Below are 25,374 nucleotides of genomic sequence, written 5' to 3' on the forward strand. Positions count from 1 at the left end.
TTTCTATAGAAATGTTTTTTAATCCGGTAAATTTGCCGTACTCTATTTTTAAAATATGAGAAAAACGATAGTTACTGTATTTTTTACAACATTGTCTCTGATATTTTTTATCCAGGCCTCAGCCAGTTTAAGACAGGATTCGCTTCTTCTGATACATTCCGGTAAGCTGGTAAGCCAAAGAGATACCCTTTTTGCCCCAAGTACTGTACCAGATCCGGTCCTGAGCTATCAGAACCTTGTTTATAAAAAAAGGCTTGACTCTATCCAGAAGGAAGTTTCATTAAGCTATAATGAACATGTTCAACGCTATATCGACATTTATACCGGAAGAAAGGAACAGATTGGGAAGATGCTCGGCTTATCTGAATACTACTTCCCGATCTTTGAAAAAGCATTGAAAGAGGCTGGAATTCCCGAAGAACTTAAGTTTCTTACGGTTGTAGAATCGGCACTAAACCCGCAGGCAGTTTCGAGATCAGGCGCTGTTGGCCCATGGCAGTTTATGTATGCAACAGCGAAGGGCTACGGTTTGGTAATGGATAATTATACCGATGAACGTAAGGATCCGGTGAAGGCAAGTTATGCAGCAGCAAGATATCTGTTTGATGCACATGCCAGAATTGGTGACTGGCTTCTGGCCATTGCGGCATTTAACTGTGGTACCGGTGCTGTAACCAGAGCAATCGCTAAATCTGGGGGAGTAGCTGATTTTTGGAAGGTAAGACCTTTTTTGCCAGTCCAAACTCAGAATTATGTTCCAGCATTTATCGCTACAGTTTATTCGATGAAATTTTTTAAGGATCATGAAATTTCTGTTAAACCTGCAGGCTTCAGCACATTGACTGATGTGATTCCGGTTAATAAAAGGATTTCGATCAGCAGTATAGCTGCTGCAACAGACCTGGATGTAAAGGAGTTACTCCTTCTAAATCCTTCTTTTAAAAAGGAGGTTGTCAATGGCTCTGCATCAACCCCAATACCGCTGGTGCTTCCTTCAGTAAAGAATAATGCCTATAAATCTTTATATGATCTTTTTAATGGAACAACTGAAATGGCTGAACCGGCACCTTTGATTGCTGCAGCAAAAAAGCCTGCTCCTTCAAGAACTGAACTGTCAAAAAAAGCAAGTCCGTATTTATACTATACCGTAAAACCAGGCGATACTCTTTCTGAGATAGCCGAAAAAAAGGGTTCAACTGTTAGTAAAATACAAGCGCTAAACGGTCTTAAAAAGTCGTCAATTAAAGCCGGAATGCGGCTTAAAATTAATAGAACTTAGTTTCCTAATATTCAAACCTGCTTGTGTTTGTTTATTCCAGCCATAACGAAAAGAATTGTAATTTTGCCCAACTGACCAATTCCTAAACTTAATGAGCAAAACTAACCGTAAACAAGACGCATTGGACTACCATTCTCATGGCCGTCCCGGAAAAATACAAGTTGTTCCAACCAAACCTACCAACTCTCAGCGTGATCTGTCGCTGGCCTATTCACCCGGTGTGGCAGAACCCTGCCTTCGGATTGCAGAAAATAAGGATGATGTTTATAAATATACAGCAAAGGGAAACCTCGTGGCGGTAATCAGTAATGGTTCAGCCGTGCTTGGTCTGGGGGATATAGGCCCGGAAGCAGGAAAGCCGGTGATGGAGGGTAAGGGATTGCTCTTTAAAATATTTGCTGATATCGATGTGTTTGATCTCGAACTGGATACCCAGGACATTGATGAATTTGTGGCTATTGTAAAGGCGCTTGAGCCGACTTTCGGGGGTATTAACCTGGAGGATATCAAGGCTCCGGAATGCTTTGAAATTGAGCGTCGTCTTAAGGAAGTGATGTCTATACCGGTTATGCACGACGATCAGCATGGAACCGCAATCATCTCTGCAGCCGCACTGATCAATGCCTGTGAGTTGCAGAAAAAGAAACTGGATAAAGTTAAGATTGTAGTTAATGGTGCCGGTGCGGCAGCAATTTCATGTACCCGCTTGTATGTAAGCCTGGGGGCCCGAAAAGAAAATATTGTGATGCTTGATCGCTCAGGAGTTATACGTAACGATCGTGCAAATCTTGAAGGTACCAAAGCTGAATTCGCCACTACGCGTAAGATCAATACCCTTGCTGAGGCTGTTAAAGATTCGGATGTATTCATCGGGCTTTCCTCTCCGGATGTTTTAACTGCTGAAATGCTTAAAACAATGGCAAAAAATCCAATTGTTTTTGCAATGGCAAACCCCGATCCTGAGATTGCCTATGAACTGGCAATTAAAACCCGTAAAGACATAATCATGGCTACAGGCCGGTCTGATTATCCGAATCAGGTAAATAATGTTCTCGGTTTTCCGTATATCTTCAGAGGGGCACTTGACGTGAGGGCTACCGGAATCAATGAAGAAATGAAAAAGGCTGCAGTTATCGCAATCGCTGAACTGGCAAAGAAAACGGTTCCTGAATCGGTTAATCTTGCGTATAACTTAAAAAATATAAAATTTGGAAAGGATTATATCATTCCGAAGCCTATTGACCTCCGCTTAATTACTTCAGTTTCGCCCGCAGTTGCCAAAGCAGCAATGGATTCAGGTGTTGCCCGAAAAGGGATAAAAGACTGGGAAGCTTACAATGAGGAGTTGAAAGCCCGTCTTGGTCTTGATGATAAATTGATGCGGACGATTACGAATAAGGCTAAAAGTTCACCTAAGCGTGTTGTTTTTGCGGAAGCTGATAATTATAAAATTCTAAAAGCAGCACAAATTGTTCGCGATGAAGGTATTGCTATACCGATTCTACTTGGGAATAAAGGGCTGATTAGCCGCATCATGCTTGAAAATGAGCTGGAACTGGAAGGAGTAAGCATTATCGATCCGCTTGAAGAGCTTGAAAAAAGTAACCAATTTGCTGAATACCTTTACAAAAAACGTCAGCGTCGTGGAATTACCTTGTTTGAAGCTAAAAAATTGATGCGTGACCGAAACTATTATGGTGCTGCCATGGTACAGTTCGGAGAAGCAGATGCTTTGATCTCAGGATTAACCAAAGATTATCCTTCAACTATCAAACCTGCACTTCAGGTGATTGGTATTGAAGAAGGTGTTAACCGTGTTGCAGGAATGTACATGATGCTGACAAAGAAGGGCCCTGTGTTTTTCGGTGATACCACTGTGAATGAGAATCCAACGGTCGATGAACTTGTTGCCATTACTGCACTGCTTGATCATTCTGTCAGGAAGTTTAATATTCAGCCAAGAGTTGCAATGCTTTCTTACTCAAATTTTGGATCAAATGATGGAGCTGTACCTGAGAAAGTTCGCCAGGCAGTAAAGATCTTACATGAAAAGCATAAGGATATTACAGTTGACGGAGATATGCAGGCAAATTTTGCGATGAATCCCGACCTGCTTAAGGATAATTATCCTTTCAGTACGCTGGTTGGTGCCCCTGCCAATGTATTGGTATTCCCAAATCTTGAATCAGGTAATATTGCCTATAAATTATTGCAGGAAATAGGTGGTGCTGAGGCAGTAGGTCCAATCTTGCTGGGACTGAATAAACCCGTGCATATTTTGCAATTGGGTAGTTCGGTGCGTGAAATTGTGAATATGGTTACAATAGCTGTAGTGGATGTTCAGACAAAGGAGGAAGAAAGTTCAATGCTTGTCAATCCTCGGGTAAAAGGTATATTTAAACGGGTTTTAAAAAAGGATAGACTTTAAGCCGCTGAATTATTTTGAATTAATATTAATCTGAAAAGATGTACGCATATATTAACGGTAAACTCGTATTCAAGTGCCCAACCTACGTGGTAATAGACGCAGGTGGCATAGGTTATCACATCAATATTTCACTGAATACATATGCTGCACTGGAGGAGAAGGAACACTGCAAGCTGTATACCTGGCTTCATGTGAAAGAGGATGCACATACCTTGTATGGTTTTTATGATGAGGGTGAGCGCCGTTTGTTTTTGCACCTGATTTCCGTTTCAGGAATCGGACCCAATACAGGCAGAATGATATTGTCGTCGATCACCCCGTTTGAGATTCAGGCAGCCATCGTTAAAGGGGATGTGCCTCTGATACAAAGGATTAAAGGAATCGGCCCAAAATCTGCACAGAGGATGATACTCGAACTTCAGGATAAGTTGAAAAAGGAAGGTCCTGATTCACTGATCTCTATGCCTGTTCATAATACCGCTAAGGATGAAGCGTTATCTGCTTTGGTGATGTTAGGGTTTAACAAAAATATTGCTGAAAAGTCGCTTGAAAACGCAATCAAAGCTTCTGCAGAAAATTTATCTGTAGAAGCTTTGATAAAAATTGCCCTTAAAAGCTTATAATTAAATCAATATCATTTTAAATTGAGAAGTGCTGCTACTTTTTGCCTGAAGAGTTTTTTTTGTGTCTTCCTTCTTCTGTTTGCAGGACGGGTAATGGCTCAGAATACTCCTGCTGCAAAAGACACAGTTAAACTTATTTATCCTTTTAAGGATTCCAAAACACTCCGGTTCAAACCGCAAACGGGAATCATACTCCCCAATCCATCGAATATTCAGAGAAGTGTTGAATTCGATCCGGTATCAAAGCGGTATATCATACGTGAAAAGATAGGAGAGCGGCTTTACCGTGCTCCCCAGTATCTGAGTATTGAAGAGTATCAGAAATATGAAAATGAACTGATCAAGCGCAATTACTGGCGCGAGCTGGCGGATCTTCCGCTTTCTGAGGCTCGTGAACCAGGGTTCATCCCGCCTGTGATGGTAAACAGTAAATCTTTTGAAAAATTATTTGGGGGAAACACAATAGAAATCCGTCCTCAGGGATCTGCTGATCTTACTTTTTCTGGTCGTTTAAGCCGGAATGAGAACCCTTTGTTCAATGAACGGCAGCGCAGGCAGGGTAATTTTGATTTCGACCAGCGTATACAAATGAATGTAGTAGGGCAGATTGGTGAAAAGATGAAGATCAGCACCAATTATAATACGGAAGCCCAGTTTGATTTCGAGAACCAGGTCAAGCTTGATTATACGGGTAAGGACGATGAGATAATCAGAAAGATAGAGGCCGGTAACGTAAGTCTGCCATTAAGTTCTTCCCTAATCAGTGGAAGTCAGGCTTTGTTTGGATTGAAGACCCAACTGCAATTCGGGAAATTGAATGTAACCAGTATTTTTTCACAGCAAAAATCACAGCAGAAGGAAATTACAATCACCAATGGTTCACAGCAAAATGAATTCAGTATATCGGCGGATAATTATGAAACAAATAAGCATTATTTCCTGGCCCAGTATTTCAGGGATAATTATAATAAAGCTCTTGAAAATATACCGCTCAATAGCTCCAATATTAATATTACAAAAATAGAAGTCTGGGTAACCAACCGTGCAAACAGTACAGTAAATTCAAGAGATGTCCTCGGCTTACTGGATTTGGGTGAAAATAAGGTTTACAATACTTTTCAGGTTCAGGGTGGTCAGGGCTATTCGGTGCTCCCTTCAGGTTTTGCCGGTCCTGGCTTCGGCCAGCAATCAAATAATTTGCTGCAGGTTCTCCCGCCGGGGGTAAGACAGACCAATTCCAATGATGCGATTTCGTTTTTTCAGGCAGCAGGCGGTGGTACTGACAATTTCGCAAAACTCACTTTTGCCAGGAATCTTACCGACAAGGAATATATATTAAATCCCCGGCTTGGTTATATTTCCCTGAATACCCAATTGAATGCTGATGAGGTGCTGGCGGTTGCTTTTCGATATACAGTCAATGGAGTTGAATATCAGGTAGGAGAGTTTTCGACAGATAATCCAGTCAATAATTCCACCCCTGAAGTCCTGTATGTCAAGTTATTGAAGAATGAGACGTTAAAAACAAGCCTGCCAACCTGGGATCTGATGATGAAGAATATTTATACTCTTGGTGCATATCAGGTAAGCCGCAATGACTTTAAACTAAATATTTTCAGGCTTGATGAGGAAACCGGAATAGAAAAACCACAGATCACTGAGGGGCAGAATACCAATAATAAATTATGGATACAGATGACCAATCTGGATAATCTGAATCAACAAAACGATCGTAAACCGGATGGTTATTTCGATTTCCTGGAGGGTATTACCATCGATCCCCAGAATGGCAGGATCACCTTTCCTCTGGTAGAACCTTTTGGTTCTGATCTGGCTAAACGTTTTAATCCGGTATCTGAGCGCAATCTGATTGATAAATATGTTTATCAGCCTCTTTATGACTCCACAAAAGTAATCGCTCAACAACTGTTTGCTAAATTGAACAGATATCAGATCAGGGGTACCTATCAGTCACAGGGAGGCTCAGAATTTCAGCTGAATGCTATCAATGTTCCACCCGGTTCAGTACAAGTGGTTGCAGGGTCAATGCCATTGCAGGAAGGGGTCGACTTTACTGTAGATTATAATATAGGTGTGGTCAGAATTTTAAATTCGGCTCTTTTGAGCTCAGGACAGCCTATAAGAATCAAATTGGAGAACAATGAACTTTTTGGATTACAGCAGCGTTCGCTTACCGGTACACGTTTTGATTATCGTGTCAATGATAAACTGAATCTCGGTGGTACCTTCATGAACCTGACGGAAAAACCGCTCACTCAGAAAGTGAATATTGGGGAAGAAGCCATATCCAATACAATTTGGGGTATAGATGCAAGTTATAATTCTCCATCCAGGTGGCTTACACGGATGGTAGATAAGATTCCATTCATCAATACCAAGGAGCCTTCCAGTATTACCTTTAATGGGGAATACGCCAGTCTGGTTCCGGGGCATCCAAGAGCACTAAATTTTGCCGGAAGCAGGAACGGGGCAAGTTATCTGGACGATTTTGAAGCAAGCAGGTCCATGATCGATATAAAAAGTGCAATATCCTGGCAAATTTCCGGCACTCCGCAACTTTTTCCTGAATCAAGGCTCAACAATGATCTTGCATATGGCTATAACCGGGCAAGACTTGCTTTTTATAATATTGATCCGATATTTTTCCTGACCGGAAATTCACTTACCCCTGATAATATCAGAAGGGATAAGAATGAATTATCAAATCATTATGTGCGTCAGGTTTTTGAACGGGAGGTCTTTCCTTTCAAAGATTCCAATACCGGGCAGGCAATCATTCTCCCAACCTTCGATCTGGCTTTCTACCCAACAATCAGGGGGCCATATAATTTCACTACTTCGGGACTGACTTCTTCAGGTACACTAACCAATCCACGAAGCAGGTGGGGTGGGATATTCAGAAAATTGGAAACAAACGACTTTGAGGCATTGAACATCGAGTTCATAGAAATGTGGATGCTTGATCCATTCATTTACAATACAACCAGTGCAGGTGGTGATCTCTATTTTAATCTGGGTAACATCACCGAAGATATCCTGAAAGATGGCAGGAAAAGTATGGAAAATGGCTTACCAATAGATGGGAATACTGCAAAGACAGAAAGTACCATATGGGGAAGGGTTCCAAAATTACAGCCGGTTATTCAGGCATTTGACAATAACCCTACGGCCCGGCAATTTCAGGATATAGGTATTGATGGACTGAGTAGCGCAGACGAGAGACAGCAGTTCAGTTCTTTTTTGAATCAGGTAAAGGCCAGTATCAATCCTCAGGCTGCAATTTCACTTGAAAGTGATCCGGCATCAGATGATTTTCAATATTACAGGGGATCAAACCTGGATCAGGCCAATGCCGGAATTCTAAAGAGGTATGAGAAGTATAATAATCCTGAAGGAAACTCAAAAACCGCTCAGCAATCACTTGACCTGACTGGAATTGAGAATACTGCAGCAACATCTTTTCCTGATGGTGAGGATATAAACAGGGATAACAATTCTACACAGGCAGATGAATATTTTCAGTACAAAGTCTCTATCCGGCCTCAGGATCTGCTTTCGGTAGGAACTAATTATGTTTCAGACATCGTTCCCGCAACGGTAAGACTGGCGAATGGAACTCAGGAAACGGTCAGGTGGATCCAGTTTAAAATTCCGATTGCAGAATATTTGCAAAAAGTAGGGAATATTAATGATTTCAAATCGATTCGCTTTATCAGGATGTTCATGACTGATTTTGCTGACACCACCATAATGCGTCTGGCGAAATTACAATTGGTCAGAGGAGAGTGGCGGAGGTATAATTCCGAGAATAACCCGTCCAAGGTTATTGCTGATCCTTCACTAATCAATCCCGGCCTCGACAATTCAATAATTGATGTAAGTGCGGTGAATATTGAGGAGAATGGAAAGCGTACCCCAATCCCATATGTACTTCCTCCGGGAATTACCAGGGAGATAGATTATACAAATTTCAGAGGTGAATCCCGCCGGAATGAACAATCACTGGCATTGAGTGTCCGGAATCTTCGGGATGGATACGGACGTGCCGCATTCAGAACTACCATGAATGATTTTCGGTCCTATAAGCGTCTGGAGATGTTCATTCACGCAGAGGGAGATCAGTTACGGGATAATGACCTTCGGGCATTTCTAAGGGTTGGTACTGATAATCAGGACAATTATTATGATTATGAGATCCCGCTAAAAGTCACCAGCCCGGGAACCAGTGCCCCCGGCCTGATTTGGCCCGACCAGAATAAAATAGACGTGGAACTGAGATTATTTTTGGAAGCAAAAGCAGCTCGAAACAAGGCTGTTTTTAACGGACAGCCATGGCCGATTAATCGTCCCTTTATTTATCAGGACGGGCAGAACATTATCACCGTCAAAGGACAGCCCGATCTGAGTAAGGTTCGTGTTTATATGCTCGGGGTTCGTAATCCATTGCGAAGTTTAGCAAGTCCGGGTCTTGATGACGGCCTCGACAAATCAGCCCAGATCTGGTTTAATGAGATGCGGTTAACCGATTTTGATGAACGCGGGGGTTGGGCTGCAACCGCCAGGATGAACGCAAAACTCGCAGATTTTGCAGATGTTACCATCTCAGGTAGCAGGAGTACTATTGGCTTCGGTTCTATAGATCGCAGAGTAAGCGAGCGAAACAGGGAAGATGATATGCTATTTGATCTTTCCGGAAATGTGGAACTAGGCAAATTCTTCCCTGAACGTGCCGGATTAAAAGTACCCATGTACGTGAACTTCTCAAAACAGGTAGCGTCACCTCAGTATGATCCAAGAATTCAGGATACCGAGTTTAAAACCACTCTCCAGAATTCTTCAAAAGAAGTCCGGGACTCATTGAAGTTCATTACTGAGGATTATACGGCCAGGAAGAGCATTAATTTTACTGATGTTCGTAAGATCAAAACCAATCCTGAAAGTAAAACCCGCCTTTGGGATATTGAAAACCTGAGTGCCAGCTATGCATTTAATGAATTTAATCACCGCGATTTCATCAATGAGAGTACAATTCAGAAAACCTATCGTGCCGGATTGCAGTATAATTATTCGAAACAAGCCAAAAGTATTACTCCTTTCGAGAAACTGATTAAATCGAAGAGTCTTTCATTGATCAGGGACTTTAATTTCAGTCTTTTACCATCAATTCTGAATTTCCGGATAGATGTTGACCGCTTATATTCTGAAAATACTTTGCGGGATAATGACCCCAATAACTTTCTTCCGATCAACACCAATTTTAATAAAAATTTCCAGATGTCACGTCTCTATGGCATCAGCTGGAACCTGACCCGTTCCATGCAGATAGATTTTAATGCAACCAATTATTCTATTATTGATGAGCCAGAGGGCAGAATAAATGGGCTGAAACGGGATACACTCTGGCAAAACCTCATGAAACTGGGCCGGACTACAGATTACGGTCACACCATGAACCTGACCTATAATGTTCCTATCAATAAAATCCCGGGGCTGGACTGGATTACACTGGCAGCCCGTTATGGTTCGGGTTTTAATTGGCAAACGGAACCTTTGTTAACCATGAATGACCCAAGGATCAATGTGGGAAATACGATTCAGAATTCCCGTACAGTACAGCTCAATCCTACATTGAGTATGGTTGCTTTGTACAATAAATTCGGCTTTGTAAGAAGTATAAATCAGGCAGATAAAAGTAAAGCTGCAGGCTTCCTGATCAATCTGATCACCAGTCTGAAAAATGTCAGCGGGGCATATACAAAAACCGAGGGGACCTTTCTGCCCGGATATCTTCCAAAAACAGGTTTCATTGGGCAGGATCTTAGTTTAAATGCTCCGGGTTATGATTTTATTTTTGGTGGACAGCAGGATATCAGGACCCGATCATTAGAGAATGGCTGGATCACCCGGGATTCATTGCTGAATCAGCTATACATTAATACCATTAAAGAAGATATGAGTTTCAGAGGCTTGATTGAACCTATCCGCGACCTTCGTATTGAACTGACTGCCACCAAAAGCCAGAGTTTTAATTATTCAACAAATTTCAAATTCCTTCCCTCTAGTAATAGCTTCGAAAATTTGAGTCCGGTTACTACCGGGGACTTTAATATTTCCTTTTTCTCGATGAAAACGGCCTTCAGTAAGGAGAATAAGTTAAACAATTCTTCCCGTCTGTTTCAACAATTTCAGGAGAACAGAGCGATAATCTCACAACGACTTGGAGCCCAGAATCCAAATTCTTCGGGTTCAGCAGGAGGTTATGCCGATGGTTATGGCAAGAGCTCACAGGATGTTTTGATTGCCTCTTTCATGGCGGCCTATACCGGTAAGGATGCAAATAAGATTTCGCTCAACCGCTTTCCTAAAGTGCCAATTCCTAACTGGAGGCTCAGCTATAACGGACTGACGAAATATTCTTTCTTCAACGAGATTTTTACTTCTGTTGATATTAATCATGCTTACCGGTCACTCTACAGTGTGAACGGATTTAATTCGCTTGTACGTTACCAGGAGTCAAATGGTGCAGTTAATGTAAAAGATGCCAGCGGAAATTTCCTTCCATTCTATCAATTTTCACAGATCACCCTGTTTGAGCAGTTTCTGCCATTATTTGGAGTAGACGTCAGACTGAAGAATAATATGACCCTGAATCTGGAGTACCGCAAATCCAGAGCTCTGAGTTTTAGTTTGTCAAACAGTCAGTTGGCACAACAGAAAGAGGATGGAGCAGTTTTTGGTTTGGGTTACCGTACCACTAAATTTCGTTTCCCTTTTGGATTGTTCAAGTCATTGAAACTTGATAATGACATGAATTTTAAAATGGATTTCGCCTTAACTGACCGTAAGCTGGTAATCTACCGTGCAGATGTTGAAGATGCAGAGGTTTCATCAGGAGCGAAGAATATTACCGCCCGGCCATCCGTTGATTATGTGTTAAACCAGCGCTTTACCATGAGGTTATTCTATGATGGCAATATCACCAAACCATATACTTCGCAGACCTTTAATACTTCGTTCAGCAATTTTGGTGTTAATTTAAGGTTTAACCTTTGATAGGTTTTTGGCTATGCTAGGGTATGTGTAATGCACCGTCATTTCGATGAGCGACCTCAATTGTTGTCTTAAAAAATAGTTTAAACGCGAAGAGAAATCCCTTGGTCAAAAGCACTGCCTCCCATCAACAGATTTCTCCACAACGCAAACTCCAATCTTAAGAAGATAATACTGCCGTTGTGTTCGAAATGACGGAACCCCCAAACCTGAGCAGACTCTTAAATCATGACATTGCGCATTCCTCAGCATCTATAAACTCAAATACCTCTAAATTTAGAATTGCAAGTCTGCAATTCTTAGAGTATTTTTGAAAAAACTAAAAACCAAAACACAATGAATTTTCCGGCAGAATTAAAATACACTAAAGATCACGAATGGGTACGCGTTGAAGGTAATCATGCTTATGTTGGTATCACTGAATTTGCACAGCATGAACTGGGCGATATCGTTTACGTCGATATTAATACCCTTGGAAAAGAAGTAGCCCGTGAAGATGTATTTGGAACGGTTGAGGCTGTAAAAACAGTTTCAGATCTGTTCATGCCACTAACAGGCAGGGTTCTTGAGATCAATAAAAAACTGGATGCAAAGCCTGAATTAGTTAACAGTGATCCTTATGGAGACGGCTGGATGGTTAAGATCGAGTTAACAGACACGGCACAGGTCGAAGAATTATTGTCAGCCGGAGATTACAAAACACAGATAGGGGTTTAATGTTAAAATCCTTACGATACCAGTATCTTTCCATTCTTTGGGCCATCTTTGTGGTTATACTCTGCGAGATGCCCCCAACTGATACTAGTAAGGTTGGCTTTACCTTTTTTGAGGGATTCGATAAATTAGCCCATACTGGCTTTTTCTTCGTTCTTACAGTGTTTTTATTTTATGGGAAAATCAGACAGCAGGCGAGTTATACCTATCGCCCACTCACGATTCTGAAAATTCTTGGTATCACACTGTTTTTGGGTGCCGGGATTGAGATTCTGCAACTCGAGGTTTTTACTTACCGTTCTGCAGAATGGTGGGACTTATTTGCAGATATGACCGGAGTTGGAATGGGAATCTTTAGCTATATTTTTTTACACAGAGTTCGCTTTAATGAAAAACTGCTTTAAAATTGCCATTCTGCTTGTTTTCCTGAGCCTTAGCTCATGCAGTATATTTAAGAAAGGTTGTAAATGTCCAAAATTTTACCGGGCTCCTGCTCCCGCTGGAATCTCTCTTCAATCCTAATTTCTAATTATTTTGTAAAATCAATTTTCTTATTTGGAATTAATTCAAATAAGCATTATTTTTGATTCAGATTTAAACAGGGATATGAAGCTTTCACAATTAATACCAGGGCAAACAGGAATTATCAAAGAATTTACTGATCTTGAAATGTCTGTAAAGTTGATGGAAATGGGTTGTTTGCCAGGTGAATCTATTGTTGTTGAACGTTTAGCTCCACTAGGGGATCCCATGGCTATTACGGTTTCAGGTTATCAGCTTACTTTGAGAAAAAAGGAAGCTTCGACCATCATCATGCAATAATCTCCAGGTGAACGGCGATTTAAAAATTGCATTAGTTGGTAACCCCAATTCCGGAAAATCTACACTTTTTAATGTTCTAACCGGTTTAAACCAAAAGATCGGTAATTTCCCGGGAGTAACTGTTGAGAAAAAGACAGGATATTGTAAACTCCCTAATCAGCGTACTGCTCAAATCACAGATCTTCCCGGTACCTACAGTTTTTATCCCAAAAGCAGGGATGAGCGTATTGTACTTGATGCACTTAGTGATAGATCAGGGGCTGACTTTCCGGATCTGATCATTTTTGTTGCAGACGCCTCAAATCTTAAAAGAAATTTACTGCTTTTTTCTCAAATCGCAGATCTGAATATTCCCATCATAATCGCACTGAATATGATGGATCTGGCTGCCCGCTCAGGAATTGAAATTTCTGTAGATGAGCTGGCCTTAAAGCTAGGAGTTCAGGTAATTCCTGTTTCAGCCCGCAAGCAGGAGGGAATTGACCGTCTTAAGCAGGCCATATTGAACAATAGTTCCATTCCGCTTCAATTGCCTTCCATCGAGGTCGAAAGCATAGCACCCGGGCTGATTAAAGCGATTCAGGATGATCTGAAGATTGATAGGCCATACACAGCATTGCAGATCGCACACCAGTATGAAAACCTGGCTTTTCTATCCGAAAAGGAGAAGCAGAAGGTCGCCGGGCTCAATAAGGAATTCAACTTTCATTCACAAAAAGCACAGGCTGCCGAGACTATTGCCCGGTATAATTTTATCAATGATGTGCTTTTCGACACAGTGAAAGTTCATTCTGATCCTAAACAGGAAACAATGAGTAACCGCATCGATAAGGTTCTTACCCATCAGATATTTGGTTTCGTCATTTTTTTCGCCATACTTTTTATGATATTTCAGGCCATATTTTCCTGGTCTGAGTATCCGATGTCATTGATAGAGGACCTGTTCCTGTGGTTAACAGAAGTAAGTCTGAAAATCCTGCCTCCGGGAGTATTTACTGACCTGCTGGTGAATGGAGTACTTGCCGGTTTAAGCGGGGTTGTAATCTTTATTCCGCAGATTGCTATTTTATTTGCCTGTATCTCCGTTTTGGAGGATACCGGATATATGTCGAGAGTTACTTTCATGATGGATAAGATCATGCGTAAAGTAGGATTGAGCGGTAAATCCATTGTTCCATTGATAGGTGGATTTGCCTGTGCCGTTCCCTCGATCATGAGTGCACGGAATATTGAAAGCTGGAAGGACCGGATGATTACGATCATGGTTACTCCGCTGATTGCCTGCTCTGCACGTCTGCCGGTATATACCTTATTGATCTCACTGGTGGTACCTGATGAGAAGGTTTGGGGTTTTATTAATATGCAGGGACTGGCATTAATGTCATTGTATCTGCTGAGTATAGTGAGCGCGATTTTAGTCGCCTGGGTAATGAAGCACATGATCCGCGCACGCGAACGTGGATACTTCATTATGGAGCTGCCGGTTTATCGTATGCCACGTTGGAATAATGTGCTTTTGACTATGTATCGCAGTGTAAAGGCCTTCGTAATTGAAGCCGGGAAAGTCATTATTGCAGTTTCCATTATTTTATGGGTGCTTTCATCTTACGGACCATCAGATCGCTTTGATAAAATCGATAGCAAGTACAACGAAGTTTCAATAAGAAAACAGCTTCCTCCTGCAGAAATTGATCGCCTTATTGCTTCCGAGAAGCTTGAGAACTCCTATGCTGGAATTTTAGGTAAATCCATTGAGCCCGTGATCCGGCCGCTGGGCTTTGACTGGAAGATTGGCATCGCATTGATTACCTCTTTTGCTGCACGTGAAGTATTTGTAGGTACTATGGCAACTATTTATAGTGTGGAAGGCGATGATTCCCACCTGGAATCTGTACGTGAGAAAATGGCCTCTGCCCGTAATCCGGAAACGGGATTGCCCGTATTTACTACTGCCGTGGCTTTTTCACTGATGATGTTCTACGCATTCTCAATGCAATGTATCAGCACTATCGCCGTAGTTTACCGTGAAACCAAGGGATGGAGATGGCCTCTAATTCAAATTGTGTACATGACCACTTTGGCTTATCTTGCAAGTCTGTTTGTATACCAGCTTCTGAAATAAAATTGGATAAGATTACTGTACTGAATAATTATCTGCCGCCGGGCGCTGCACCTGTTATAGCACGCTGGATAGATTATTTTGAATGTGAGTTTAAGATCTCCAGAAACCGAAGTACCAAGCATGGCGATTATCGCCACCCTTTTAAAAACGCCGGCCATCGGATTTCAGTTAATTATGATCTCAACCCCTATGCCTTCCTGATTACCACAGTGCATGAGTTCGCGCATTTATTGACCTGGAATGAATACAAGCGTAAAGCAAAACCCCACGGACAAGAATGGAAGAATAACTTTAAACGGATGATGAAGCCCTTCTTTGAGCAATCCATCTTCCCGCCTGATATTAATCATGCCATCCAGAATTATCTCGAAAACCCGGCTGCTTCCAGTTGTGTAGATCTCAAACTTTATCGTGTCCTGAAACAATACGACAGTAAACCTGCACACATTGTTTGCGTAGAAAAGCTTCCGATGAAAACCCTGTTCTCATTACCCGATGGACGTGTGTTTAGAAAAGAAGCTCTGGTCAGAAAACGCTACCGCTGCGTTGAAATTAAAACCGGTGCAGTCTATTTGTTCAATGCACTTTCGGAAGTTACGGTTTTTGAGCAGAAAGATTAAAGTCGAAAGCTAAAAGCAGAAAGACCTGCTGGATTACAAAATCTCATTCATTAAAATAATACAAAGGCAGAATTTGAATTTTGATCCGGAATGGAGTCTGGCAGTTTTATTGCATTAGAATATTGTTTAAAACTTTTATCAAACATTATACTCATGAAAACATTTAATATTCTAATCCTCGCTATTCTTCTGGCCTCATGTAATACTCAGGTTAAGGAAACTGAAACAAACAGTTCAGCTAAAGTAGAACAGAAAAATACTTCAGAAACAAATTGTTATCTGTATGCTGGCTTGAGTGATACGGTTAGTATGAATCTGACTCATTTAGGAGACTCAATTACCGGCTACCTGGTTTATAATTTTAAAGAAAAGGATAAGAATACTGGAACCATAAATGGAAGGATGAATGGAAATATTTTAATTGCAGAGTATACATTTCTTTCTGAAGGTATTCAATCCTGCAGGCAGGTTGCATTTAAATTGGAAGGAACCTCTTTTTCCGAGGGTTATGGAGAAAGCTATAGCCAAAATGATAAGGTTGTTTTTAGAAATATTGACTCATTAAACTTTCAGGGTCCGATGAAATTAACTGAGATAGCCTGCCAATAATATGCAGTATCTTATCATTTCACTATTGGAAACACAGGCTTATGCCAGATAATGGCAATCTCCGGTCCATAACACATGATCTCCCTCATATTTTTGGAGACTATCGTTAAAATATGATTCCCTCTAAATAGACCTGATTTCTCGCTAACTGACATCTGCATTTTGTTCATTAGTCTCATTTAGAAAAGGTATGCTGGCAAATTGGATTGATTTTACGAAAAAAAGTATCAGATAGTAAGTGGAATAAGAACTAAATTTAACCTGAACACTGGAAGAAGATTCCGGGTTTCTGATTATGTATAACACATTTCTAAATTTGATAAAATAATAGAACATCCCTCTCAGTTTAAAGAAAAATACCTATTATAGTCAAATATTAGTATTACGGTTTTTTTGGCCTTCCCTGATACCTGTGGGGCACAAATGCTGAACAAATACTGGTTTATTTATATGTAATGAAACTCGTATGGGGTTAAATAAAGTATTAAAAATTAGAAGAAAAGATAGATGAACAGAAGAGAAGCAGTCAGGAGGGCTACCTTTTTATTGGGGGGAGCAATTACTTTTTCAGGCTTTGGAGCATTCGCCGATGTGCTGAGCCCGGCGGTTGCAGGGAAAGGTATTGAATCAAAATCCATAGCATCGCAGGAAGCATTAATAGCAGAAATTGCCGACACGATTATTCCGGATACGAAAGGAGTACCTGGTGCCAAAGCTGCAGGCCTGGGTCCATTTATAGTTATGATGATGCAGGATTGCTATACCGCAGATATTCAAAAGCATTTTGCGGATGGTTTAATGAGAGTAGATGAAGTTTCGCAAAGTAAGTATAAGAAATCGTTTACTTCATTAACACTTAAAGAGCGAGAAGAAATCTTTAAATTCTTTAAATCCGAGGCTCAGACACAGATTGCTGCCGGAACCACTCCTTCCCATTTTTTCCAATTGATCTACGAACTCACTTGCCTGGGTTATTATACCTCAGAGATTGGGGCGACTCAGGCTTTACGCTATGTACATATTCCAGGCAGGTATGAAGCCTGTATTCCACTGCAGCCCGGACAGAAAGCATGGGCTACCTAATTATTGATTAACAGAATATTGAATAAGATAGATGAATATTAATATAAAAGCAGAGAAGCAGAACACCTATGATGCAATAGTAGTTGGTTCGGGTATTAGCGGTGGTTGGGCAGCCAAAGAATTGACAGAGAAGGGATTGAAAGTATTAATGCTGGAACGCGGCCGTAATGTTGAGCATGTCAAAGATTATGATACCGCCTTAATGAAACCCTGGGAATTCAAACACAGGGGAAGAATCACACCCGAGGAGCGCAGCCGTCATCTGGTACAAACCCGTGCCGGTCAGTACAGCGAGTTTAATGCAAAGTTTTGGGTAGATGATGTTGATTGTCCTTATACTGAAGTAAAACGATTTGACTGGTATCGTGGATATCATGTGGGCGGAAGGTCCCTTACCTGGGGACGTGGTTGTCTCCGTTTGAGTGAAATGGATTTTTCAGCCAATGCAAAGGATGGCTATGGTGTTGACTGGCCTGTACGCTATAAGGATATCTCGCCATGGTATGATTATGTGGAGCGTTTTGCCGGTATCAGCGGACAAAATGAGGGGCTTGCTCAGTTACCTGATGGCATATTTCTTCCGCCTTTTGAGATGAACTGTGTCGAAAAAGCAGTAAAAGAAAGGATTGAAAAACATTATAACAAAGAACGGATGATGACCGTTTACCGGATGGCCAATCTGACCGTTCCGCATAATGGCAGAGGTAATTGTCAGAACAGAAATCTTTGCAACAGAGGATGTCCCTTCGGTGCTTATTTTAGCACTCAATCAGCAACCCTGCCAGCAGCGATGGCTACTGGTAACCTAACCCTTCGTCCGTATTCTATTGTTAGTGAGGTTCTTTATGACAAAGAAACCCGCAAAGCAAAAGGAGTTATGGTAATTGATTCAGAGACCAATGAGCATATTGAATATTCTGCAAAGATAATCTTCATGAATGCCTCAACTTTGGGTACTACTCAAATCCTGCTGAATTCAACGTCTGATACATTCCCCGATGGCTTGGGTAACAGCAGCGGACATCTTGGGCATAACCTGATGGATCATCACTTTCAGATCGGAGCATCAGGAAGGGCAGAAGGTTTCGATGATAAATATTACTATGGTCGTCGCCCGATTGGAATTTATATCCCGCGTTACCGCAACCTGGGTGATAAGCCGGAGCGTGATTATTTACGCGGCTTCCATTATGGAGGAAGTGCGAGCCGTACAGGATGGCAACGCGCTATTCCTGAAATGGGATTTGGTCAGGATTTCAAAGAGGATATGACAGAACCGGGACCATGGGTTATGGGACTGGGATCTTTCGGTGAGCATTTACCTGAATATAAAAACCGTGCATTTCTGGATAGAACCAAAAAGGACAAATGGGGCCTTCCTTTGCTGGCGGTAGATTGTGAGTTTGGTGAGAACGAGCGAAAAATGCGTATCGATATGAAAAACGATGCTGCCGAAATTCTGGAAGCTGCAGGAATGAAAGATATTCAAGCCTTCGACAGGCCGGCAATACCGGGAATGGCAATTCACGAGATGGGTACCGCCCGCATGGGGCATGATCCTAAAACATCAGTCCTCAATAAGTGGAATCAGATGCATGATGTAAAGAATGTATTCGTTACCGATGGTGCTTTCATGACTTCAAATGCATGTCAGAATCCTTCCCTGACTTATATGGCCTTTACCGCAAGGGCTTGTGATCATGCAGTGAGTGAATTGAAGAAAGGGAATTTATAAAGGAACGCTGACAGGGTTTTAAACCCTGCCAGTGTTTTGGCACAATAAAATGATTGAATTAATAACACTAAATATGTCAAATCAAGTAAAACCAATACGTGTCCTAGTTTTAGGTTGTGGAAACATGGGCGCTTCTCATGCAATGGCTTATCATACAAATCCAGGATTTGAGATCGTCGGACTTATATCCCGTGGCAAATCCAAGGAAGTTTTGAATGCCAGAATGGGAAATAAATATGCTTTATTCAACGATATGGATGAGGCAATGGAAGTTACAAAACCGGATGCAGTATGTATCTCCACTTATCCTGATACTCATGAGAAGTATGCAATTCAGGCCTTTGAAGCTGGCTGCCATGTATTTATTGAAAAGCCGGTTGCAGATTCTGTGGAAGGTGCAGAGCGTGTTGTTGCTGCAGGTAAAAAGGCTAATAAGAAATTAGTTGTAGGTTATATCCTGCGTCACCATCCATCATGGGAGAAATTTATTGAGCTGAGCGGAGAATTGGGTAAACCACTTGTGATGAGAATGAATTTGAACCAGCAGAGTGATGGTGCAATGTGGACCCTTCACCGCAATCTGATGAATGCCCTGAGTCCGATCGTTGATTGTGGGGTTCATTATATTGATGTGATGTGCCAGATGACCCGTTCCAAACCGGTACAGGTCTATGCAATCGGGGCTAGATTAACTGAGGAGATCCCTGCCGGAAATTATAATTACGGACAGTTGCAGATCCGCTTTGAGGATGGTTCTGTGGGATGGTATGAAGCTGGCTGGGGACCAATGATGAGTGAAACTGCATTCTTTGTGAAGGATGTTGTCGGGCCAAAAGGTTCTGTATCCATAGTAGCAAAAGAAGCAGGAGCAGCAGGAAAATCTTCTTCCATTGAGGCACATACAAAGACAGAGTCGATTCGTTTTCATCATGCCGATCTTACAAAAGATGAGCTATTCGCAAAAGAAGATACCTGGATCAATCTGGAAGACGAGCCGGATCATCAGGAACTATGTAATCGGGAACAGGCATATTTTTTAAAGGCTATTCTTGAAGATCTTGACCTAACCGCACACGGAGAAGATGCAGTGAACAGTCTGAGAATTGCCTTTGCATGTGATGAATCTGTAAGAACAGGCAAGGTGGTTACATTTGCCTGATAATTAGATTTTTATCAGAATAGATTCTTATTAACTTCAAAATATATTGATGGCTATGTCAATCAAAACAAATGAAATTCCGGTAGGCGTTATCGGTCTGGGCCTGATGGGTTGCAGTATTACCACCTGTTTGCTGATGGCCGGGCATCCGGTTGTGGCTATTGCTCCGATTAGTATAGATATGACTACCGCAGAGTCGCGTATCCGCAAACATTTTGTCAAGGCAAAAGAAGAGGGATTGGTTAGCGAAGATCCAGAGTTCTATTTTAAGAACCTGATTATTACTGAAGACTATGGAGCACTGAAGCCTTGCAAACTGGCTATCGAATGTACCCTTGAGAGCGAAGAGATCAAGAAGGTAGTTTACGGCAAAATTGAGGCAGTTATTGCTGAAGATGCTCTAATGACCAGTAATACATCGGCCATTCCGATCAGTATCCTTCAGAAGATGACCAAACACCCTGATCGTTTCTTCGGTCTACACTGGGCTGAACCTTCACATACCACCCGCTTTCTGGAGGTGATCTGTGGCGATCAGAGTGATATTGCAAAAGGCGAATACCTTTACGAGCTTTCTAATTACTGGAACAAGGAAGCGACTTTGGTTAGAAAGGACATCCGTGGGTTTATCGGCAATCGTTTAATGTATGCGATGTATCGTGAGGCTTTTTATCTGGTTGAAAACGGGTACGCAACTGTTGAAGATGTTGACAGGGCATGCCGCAATAATACCGGTTACTGGATGACTCTTGTAGGCGTTTTTGGCTGGATGGACCTTACAGGTGTGCCTGCTTATCATAATGTAATGAAGGATCTCAATCCGACCCTTTGCAATGATACCCATGTACCTAAGCTGATTGATGATATCGTGAAGGCCGGCGGAAAGGGAGTTGCTAATGGTCATGGTTTCTATAAGTATACACCAGAGGAATCCAAAATGTGGGAGGAGACCTTTGCAGATTTCAATTATGAGATCAGGAACCTGGCGATGAAATATCCTTTTGATATCGTCAAAAGAAAACTTGCTAAACTGAAAGAAGAAAAAGAAGCTAAAGACAGTTGATATGAAGACCCTTTCTGTTCCTTATATTCACGTAGATGATTTCAAAGCCGTAGAAGATATTTCAGCGAAGCTGGATCATGTTCATCAGGAACTAATAAATATCACTCCTTGGGCAGCATTCCCCTACAAACCTGAGCTTGCTTTTGCAATGGCTTATGGCGATCAGGGGGTATTTCTGAAGTTTTACGTTGAAGAAAAACATATCCGGGCAATTTATTCCGAACCAAATGATCCGGTTTATAAAGATAGCTGTGTAGAGTTTTTTGTCTCTTTTGAGGATGAAAAGGAATACTATAATTTCGAGTTCAATTGCGCAGGCACATGTCTGCTCAGCTTTGGCGAAGAAAGATCTAACCGTATTATGTTGGGTGATGAACTGATCAAATCAATAGTTTCACGGAGTTCAATAAAGCCAGCCAATAGTAAAGGTTCAAATATTGGCTGGGAATTGACCCTTTCAATACCATTTAGTGCTTTTCAGTTCCATCAATTTGAATCCCTGAAAGGGAAAAAATGCCGTGCCAACTTTTATAAATGTGGCGATGACCTTCCTGAACCACATTTTGTAGTATGGAATGAGATAAAAACAGAAGAACCGGATTATCATCGGCCGGAATTTTTCGGTTCAGTAGAATTTAATTAACAAATTATTAAAAATATTAATTACAACTAAAATGGAAAAGATAGAAATACAACACCCGGATAAGGCGGATAAGAGTTTTACAACTGGAGCATATTCAGCAGGAGTTTTGGCAGCAGGCGATTGGCTGTTTGTAAGCGGGCAGGCTGCAGTAGATTTTACAACAAGTACTTTCGTGTTGGGTACTATTGAAGAGGAAACACATCTGACTATTCACAACGTTAAGCGCATTTGCGAAGCGGCCGGATTTACTCTGGATGATATTGTAAAATGTACGGTTCATTTGAGTGATATTAAAGATTTTGATCGTTACAATGCGGTTTATGCGACATATTTTACAAAGGTTAAGCCAGCACGTACAACTGTACAATCAGGTTTAGGCCATGGCATTAAAGTGGAGATCGATGCGATCGCATTTCGCCAGGGTAAGAAGTAATTTGTAAAAAGAAATGACTGAAGAACCACTATTTATTTTTGATTGCCATCTCGATCTGTCGATGAATGCGATTGAATGGAACCGGGATCTTAAAAAGTCTGTTTATGAGATCCGGGAGACTGAGATCGGAATGACAGATAAACTTGACAGGGGTCTTGGAACGGTAGCATTGCCTGAATTACGTAAGGGTAAGATTGGACTTGTGGTAGCCACTCAGATCGCCCGTTACGTTGAGCGGGGCAGCCTTATTCCGGGCTGGAATTCTCCTGAGATCGCCTGGGGAATATCACAGGCTCAGTTAGCCTGGTACCGTACGATGGAAGATCAGGGAGAAATGGTGCAGATCACTAACCTCAGCCAGATGGAAGCCCATCTGGCACTCTGGTTTGATAAAACCATTCCCGATAAAGGGAAACCGGTGGGGTATATTCTTAGTCTTGAAGGCGCTGATTCATTCGTTAATATTTCTTACCTAGAAAAGGCATATGGATATGGCCTGAGGGCTTGTGGTCCGGCACATTATGGTCCGGGAAGGTATGCTGCCGGTACCGGCAGGACCGAAGGGCTTACAGCCGCAGGGAAGGAGCTGGTTGCAGAAATGGATAATTTGAATATGATCCTGGATGTTACTCACTTAACAGATAAAGGCTTTGATGAGGCAACATCTATGTACAAAGGGCCTGTATGGGCAAGCCATCATAATTGCCGTAAACTGGTAGACAACCAACGGCAGTTAACAGATGATCAGATTAAAGTTCTCATAGAGAGAAATGCTGTGATTGGAGGAGTTTTCGATACCTGGATGCTGACCGATAACTGGGTACGCGGCAAAGATGACCCTAAAGATAGAAATGTCCACCTGGAACTGATTGTAGATCACTATGATCATATCTGTCAGCTTGCAGGAAATAGCCTGAACGTTGCCATTGGAAGCGATCTTGATGGTGCGTATGGTAAGGAACAATCGCCATATGATCTTGAGGATATTTCTGACTTGCAGAAGCTGAACGGGATGTTAAAGCGGAGAGGATACTCAGCCGAAGATATTGAGAATATATTTTATAAAAACTGGTTGCGCTTCCTGAGAAAAGCCTGGGCCTGATTTAATAATCATCAGATGAACTGGTACACAATAAAAGATGTAGAGAATATTGATTCTCCGGCACTTGTGGTCTACAAGGATCGTGTTGAACATAATATCCGGAAGGTTTTGTCTATGGTTAAAGATCCGGCACAGCTCCGGCCCCATGTCAAGACCAATAAAATGTTGGAGGTCTGCAAAATGATGCGGAACTCTGGGATCAGGAAGTTTAAGGCCGCCAGCATAGCTGAGGCAGAAATGCTCGGAATGGCAGGCGCTGAAGATGTGATACTGGCCTATCAGCCGGTAAAGCCAAAATTTCTACGTCTGTTGAAGCTGATTGATGCCTATCCTGATACAAAGTATTCGTGTCTGGTGGATAACATTGATTCTGCCCGTATGTTCTCCGAACTAATGTCAGCCCGAACCCGATCCGGCTTCGGGCTACCTGTCTTTATTGACCTGAATGTTGGAATGAACCGAACAGGTATAAAATCTGCTCAGGCATTTGATTTATTTAAAGAAGTGCAAAAGCTCCCCGGCATAGAATTCAAAGGATTTCATGCCTATGATGGCCATATCCGCGATTATGATCTGGCAGAGCGTATTGCCCATTGTGACCGCGATTTTAAAGAAACCGAAGAACTTCGCACCAAAATTCAATCCGAGGGCTATAGTTTACCATTGCTTGTCGCTGGAGGAACCCCAACATTTGCCATTCACTCATCAAAACAAAACACAGAATGCTGCCCTGGAACATTTATTTTCTGGGATAAAGGCTACCATGATGCCCTGCCCGAGCAGGACTTTCAGTATGCAGGGCTTGTCCTGACAAGGGTTATTTCACTACCTGCTGAAGACAAAATATGTATAGACCTTGGTCATAAATCGATTGCTTCAGAGAACGATTTGCAGAAGCGGGTTTACTTTCTGAACCATCCGGACCTGAAGCCCCTTGGCCAGAGTGAAGAGCACCTGGTTATTGAAGTAGCTAAAGGTCATAATTTTAAGATTGGAGATATTTTATATGCGCTCCCGATACATATTTGCCCAACGGTAGCGCTGTACGACCGTGCGGTAATTGTAAAAGATGGAGAAGTGTGCGATACATGGAAAGTGATTGCCAGAGACAGGCGGATTAATTATTGAATTTATAAATAAATTCATCTGCCCCTGTGAACCCAATATTTAATTTGGAAATCTGCCCCAAAAATCCTACTTTCATTATAGGTTTTGCTAATTATAATACCGGGGATTAGCAGGTTCAAAACTTCAGGCTTTTCTCCTGGTTTTTAAACGATTTCTTAAAGCCATTTAACTTTAAAGAAATATTCTCCCGGCAATCCATTCCAACAATTCAAGACCTCACCCTGATATGCTTTCCTTCGGGAATGGCTGGGGAATGATTCGTATTTCCTTCGTACCAGTTCCGGGACAGTTCCGAGACAGTTCCGGGAAGGCTTCGGGAAAACTTAGAATGTTTCCCGGATCTTTCCCGAATGCTTCCCTGTTCTTTTACGAACCATTGGCGAACAAGGTATAGCCTGGAGTCGAATAGATTACGAAGAAATTAAAAAGCCGGGGATGTAAATTTAGAAGAGAATTTTTCGTTTAAGTAAATATAGTTAATTGTATTTTTTTTTACCAAATACCCAATCAGCATTTTTATTAGAGAAGTACCATAAAATAGAAAAATCCAATGGTATTTTTCTTCCAAACTCATGCTCTATCTACGGTTAACATTTTAAGTAGCTTAATGTGAAGACCGTGTATTCCTTTCCCTGGGTTTTACATTCAGTTTTTCACCCAATTCAATTTCTGAAAAATAGTACCACTAATATGAATGGAAGTATCAGATTTTCATTTAAATACAGGTTATTTTTGATTTA

18 protein-coding genes are annotated in these 25,374 nt (G+C 41.6%); all 18 read left to right on the forward strand.

Annotated features, from left to right (window positions below; all coding sequences use genetic code 11):
* Nucleotides 1–55: 55 nt before the first annotated feature.
* The 18 genes from VGE44_RS01365 to VGE44_RS01450 all read left to right on the forward strand — a co-directional run bounded on the left by VGE44_RS01365 (nt 56) and on the right by VGE44_RS01450 (nt 24,634).
* Nucleotides 56–1,279 (forward strand): lytic transglycosylase domain-containing protein, encoded by a 1,224-nt coding sequence (locus tag VGE44_RS01365; protein ID WP_331075972.1) that lies wholly within the window; start codon nt 56–58, stop codon nt 1,277–1,279.
* A gap of 91 nt (nt 1,280–1,370) precedes the next feature.
* The gene (locus tag VGE44_RS01370; protein ID WP_331075973.1) at nt 1,371–3,707 is read left to right on the forward strand and encodes an NADP-dependent malic enzyme; all 2,337 of its coding nucleotides are present in this window, start codon (nt 1,371–1,373) and stop codon (nt 3,705–3,707) included.
* 38 nt (nt 3,708–3,745) lie between these two features.
* A complete protein-coding gene (gene ruvA, locus VGE44_RS01375; protein WP_331075974.1) occupies nt 3,746–4,330 on the forward strand; it encodes a Holliday junction branch migration protein RuvA in 585 nt (194 codons plus the stop codon).
* Nucleotides 4,331–4,423: 93 nt separating this feature from the next.
* The gene (gene sprA / locus VGE44_RS01380; protein WP_414649261.1) at nt 4,424–11,404 is read left to right on the forward strand and encodes a cell surface protein SprA; all 6,981 of its coding nucleotides are present in this window, start codon (nt 4,424–4,426) and stop codon (nt 11,402–11,404) included.
* 333 nt (nt 11,405–11,737) lie between these two features.
* On the forward strand, nt 11,738–12,118 hold the full coding sequence (gene gcvH, locus VGE44_RS01385; RefSeq protein ID WP_331075976.1) for a glycine cleavage system protein GcvH: 381 nt from the start codon (nt 11,738–11,740) through the stop codon (nt 12,116–12,118).
* Nucleotides 12,118–12,519: a VanZ family protein gene (locus VGE44_RS01390; RefSeq protein ID WP_324486307.1), complete on the forward strand. Its 402-nt coding sequence runs from the start codon at nt 12,118–12,120 to the stop codon at nt 12,517–12,519. Before gcvH ends, VGE44_RS01390 begins: the two co-directional genes overlap by 1 nt.
* Before the next feature lie 202 nt (nt 12,520–12,721).
* Nucleotides 12,722–12,937 (forward strand): FeoA family protein, encoded by a 216-nt coding sequence (locus VGE44_RS01395; RefSeq protein ID WP_324486305.1) that lies wholly within the window; start codon nt 12,722–12,724, stop codon nt 12,935–12,937.
* Nucleotides 12,938–12,944: 7 nt separating this feature from the next.
* Nucleotides 12,945–15,059: a ferrous iron transport protein B gene (gene feoB / locus VGE44_RS01400; protein ID WP_331075977.1), complete on the forward strand. Its 2,115-nt coding sequence runs from the start codon at nt 12,945–12,947 to the stop codon at nt 15,057–15,059.
* A gap of 2 nt (nt 15,060–15,061) precedes the next feature.
* On the forward strand, nt 15,062–15,679 hold the full coding sequence (locus VGE44_RS01405) for a SprT-like domain-containing protein (protein WP_331075978.1): 618 nt from the start codon (nt 15,062–15,064) through the stop codon (nt 15,677–15,679).
* A gap of 153 nt (nt 15,680–15,832) precedes the next feature.
* The gene (locus tag VGE44_RS01410; protein WP_331075979.1) at nt 15,833–16,288 is read left to right on the forward strand and encodes a hypothetical protein; all 456 of its coding nucleotides are present in this window, start codon (nt 15,833–15,835) and stop codon (nt 16,286–16,288) included.
* 507 nt (nt 16,289–16,795) lie between these two features.
* Nucleotides 16,796–17,371: a gluconate 2-dehydrogenase subunit 3 family protein gene (locus VGE44_RS01415; RefSeq protein ID WP_331075980.1), complete on the forward strand. Its 576-nt coding sequence runs from the start codon at nt 16,796–16,798 to the stop codon at nt 17,369–17,371.
* 31 nt (nt 17,372–17,402) lie between these two features.
* Complete coding sequence (locus tag VGE44_RS01420) at nt 17,403–19,106, forward strand: GMC family oxidoreductase (protein ID WP_331075981.1); 1,704 nt, start codon at nt 17,403–17,405, stop codon at nt 19,104–19,106.
* 73 nt (nt 19,107–19,179) lie between these two features.
* A complete protein-coding gene (locus VGE44_RS01425; protein WP_331075982.1) occupies nt 19,180–20,265 on the forward strand; it encodes a Gfo/Idh/MocA family oxidoreductase in 1,086 nt (361 codons plus the stop codon).
* A gap of 55 nt (nt 20,266–20,320) precedes the next feature.
* Nucleotides 20,321–21,328 carry a 3-hydroxyacyl-CoA dehydrogenase family protein gene (locus VGE44_RS01430; protein WP_331075983.1) on the forward strand — a complete coding sequence of 336 codons (1,008 nt, stop codon included), beginning with the start codon at nt 20,321–20,323 and terminating at the stop codon, nt 21,326–21,328.
* A 1-nt stretch (nt 21,329) separates the two neighbouring features.
* The gene (locus tag VGE44_RS01435) at nt 21,330–21,971 is read left to right on the forward strand and encodes a carbohydrate-binding family 9-like protein (RefSeq protein ID WP_331075984.1); all 642 of its coding nucleotides are present in this window, start codon (nt 21,330–21,332) and stop codon (nt 21,969–21,971) included.
* Between the two features lie 31 nt (nt 21,972–22,002).
* Entirely contained in the window at nt 22,003–22,404 is a 402-nt protein-coding gene (locus VGE44_RS01440; RefSeq protein WP_331075985.1) for a RidA family protein, read from the forward strand.
* A gap of 13 nt (nt 22,405–22,417) precedes the next feature.
* Nucleotides 22,418–23,506: a dipeptidase gene (locus tag VGE44_RS01445; protein WP_331075986.1), complete on the forward strand. Its 1,089-nt coding sequence runs from the start codon at nt 22,418–22,420 to the stop codon at nt 23,504–23,506.
* A gap of 15 nt (nt 23,507–23,521) precedes the next feature.
* Nucleotides 23,522–24,634, forward strand: coding sequence for a D-TA family PLP-dependent enzyme (locus VGE44_RS01450; RefSeq protein WP_331075987.1), 1,113 nt, complete (start codon nt 23,522–23,524; stop codon nt 24,632–24,634).
* The last annotated feature ends 740 nt before the right edge of the window (nt 24,635–25,374 follow it).

Source organism: Daejeonella sp. (assembly GCF_036405355.1).
GTDB lineage: Bacteria > Bacteroidota > Bacteroidia > Sphingobacteriales > Sphingobacteriaceae > Daejeonella.

Excerpts from the sequence above, each read along its gene's own strand:
- VGE44_RS01365 (WP_331075972.1), top strand. The coding sequence starts at position 56 with ATGAGAAAAACGATAGTTACTGTATTTTTTACAACATTGTCTCTGATA.
- VGE44_RS01370 (WP_331075973.1), top strand. The coding sequence starts at position 1,371 with ATGAGCAAAACTAACCGTAAACAAGACGCATTGGACTACCATTCTCAT.
- ruvA (WP_331075974.1), top strand. The coding sequence starts at position 3,746 with ATGTACGCATATATTAACGGTAAACTCGTATTCAAGTGCCCAACCTAC.
- sprA (WP_414649261.1), top strand. The coding sequence starts at position 4,424 with ATGGCTCAGAATACTCCTGCTGCAAAAGACACAGTTAAACTTATTTAT.
- gcvH (WP_331075976.1), top strand. The coding sequence starts at position 11,738 with ATGAATTTTCCGGCAGAATTAAAATACACTAAAGATCACGAATGGGTA.
- VGE44_RS01390 (WP_324486307.1), top strand. The coding sequence starts at position 12,118 with ATGTTAAAATCCTTACGATACCAGTATCTTTCCATTCTTTGGGCCATC.
- VGE44_RS01395 (WP_324486305.1), top strand. The coding sequence starts at position 12,722 with ATGAAGCTTTCACAATTAATACCAGGGCAAACAGGAATTATCAAAGAA.
- VGE44_RS01410 (WP_331075979.1), top strand. The coding sequence starts at position 15,833 with ATGAAAACATTTAATATTCTAATCCTCGCTATTCTTCTGGCCTCATGT.
- VGE44_RS01415 (WP_331075980.1), top strand. The coding sequence starts at position 16,796 with ATGAACAGAAGAGAAGCAGTCAGGAGGGCTACCTTTTTATTGGGGGGA.
- VGE44_RS01420 (WP_331075981.1), top strand. The coding sequence starts at position 17,403 with ATGAATATTAATATAAAAGCAGAGAAGCAGAACACCTATGATGCAATA.
- VGE44_RS01425 (WP_331075982.1), top strand. The coding sequence starts at position 19,180 with ATGTCAAATCAAGTAAAACCAATACGTGTCCTAGTTTTAGGTTGTGGA.
- VGE44_RS01430 (WP_331075983.1), top strand. The coding sequence starts at position 20,321 with ATGTCAATCAAAACAAATGAAATTCCGGTAGGCGTTATCGGTCTGGGC.
- VGE44_RS01435 (WP_331075984.1), top strand. The coding sequence starts at position 21,330 with ATGAAGACCCTTTCTGTTCCTTATATTCACGTAGATGATTTCAAAGCC.
- VGE44_RS01440 (WP_331075985.1), top strand. The coding sequence starts at position 22,003 with ATGGAAAAGATAGAAATACAACACCCGGATAAGGCGGATAAGAGTTTT.
- VGE44_RS01445 (WP_331075986.1), top strand. The coding sequence starts at position 22,418 with ATGACTGAAGAACCACTATTTATTTTTGATTGCCATCTCGATCTGTCG.
- VGE44_RS01450 (WP_331075987.1), top strand. The coding sequence starts at position 23,522 with ATGAACTGGTACACAATAAAAGATGTAGAGAATATTGATTCTCCGGCA.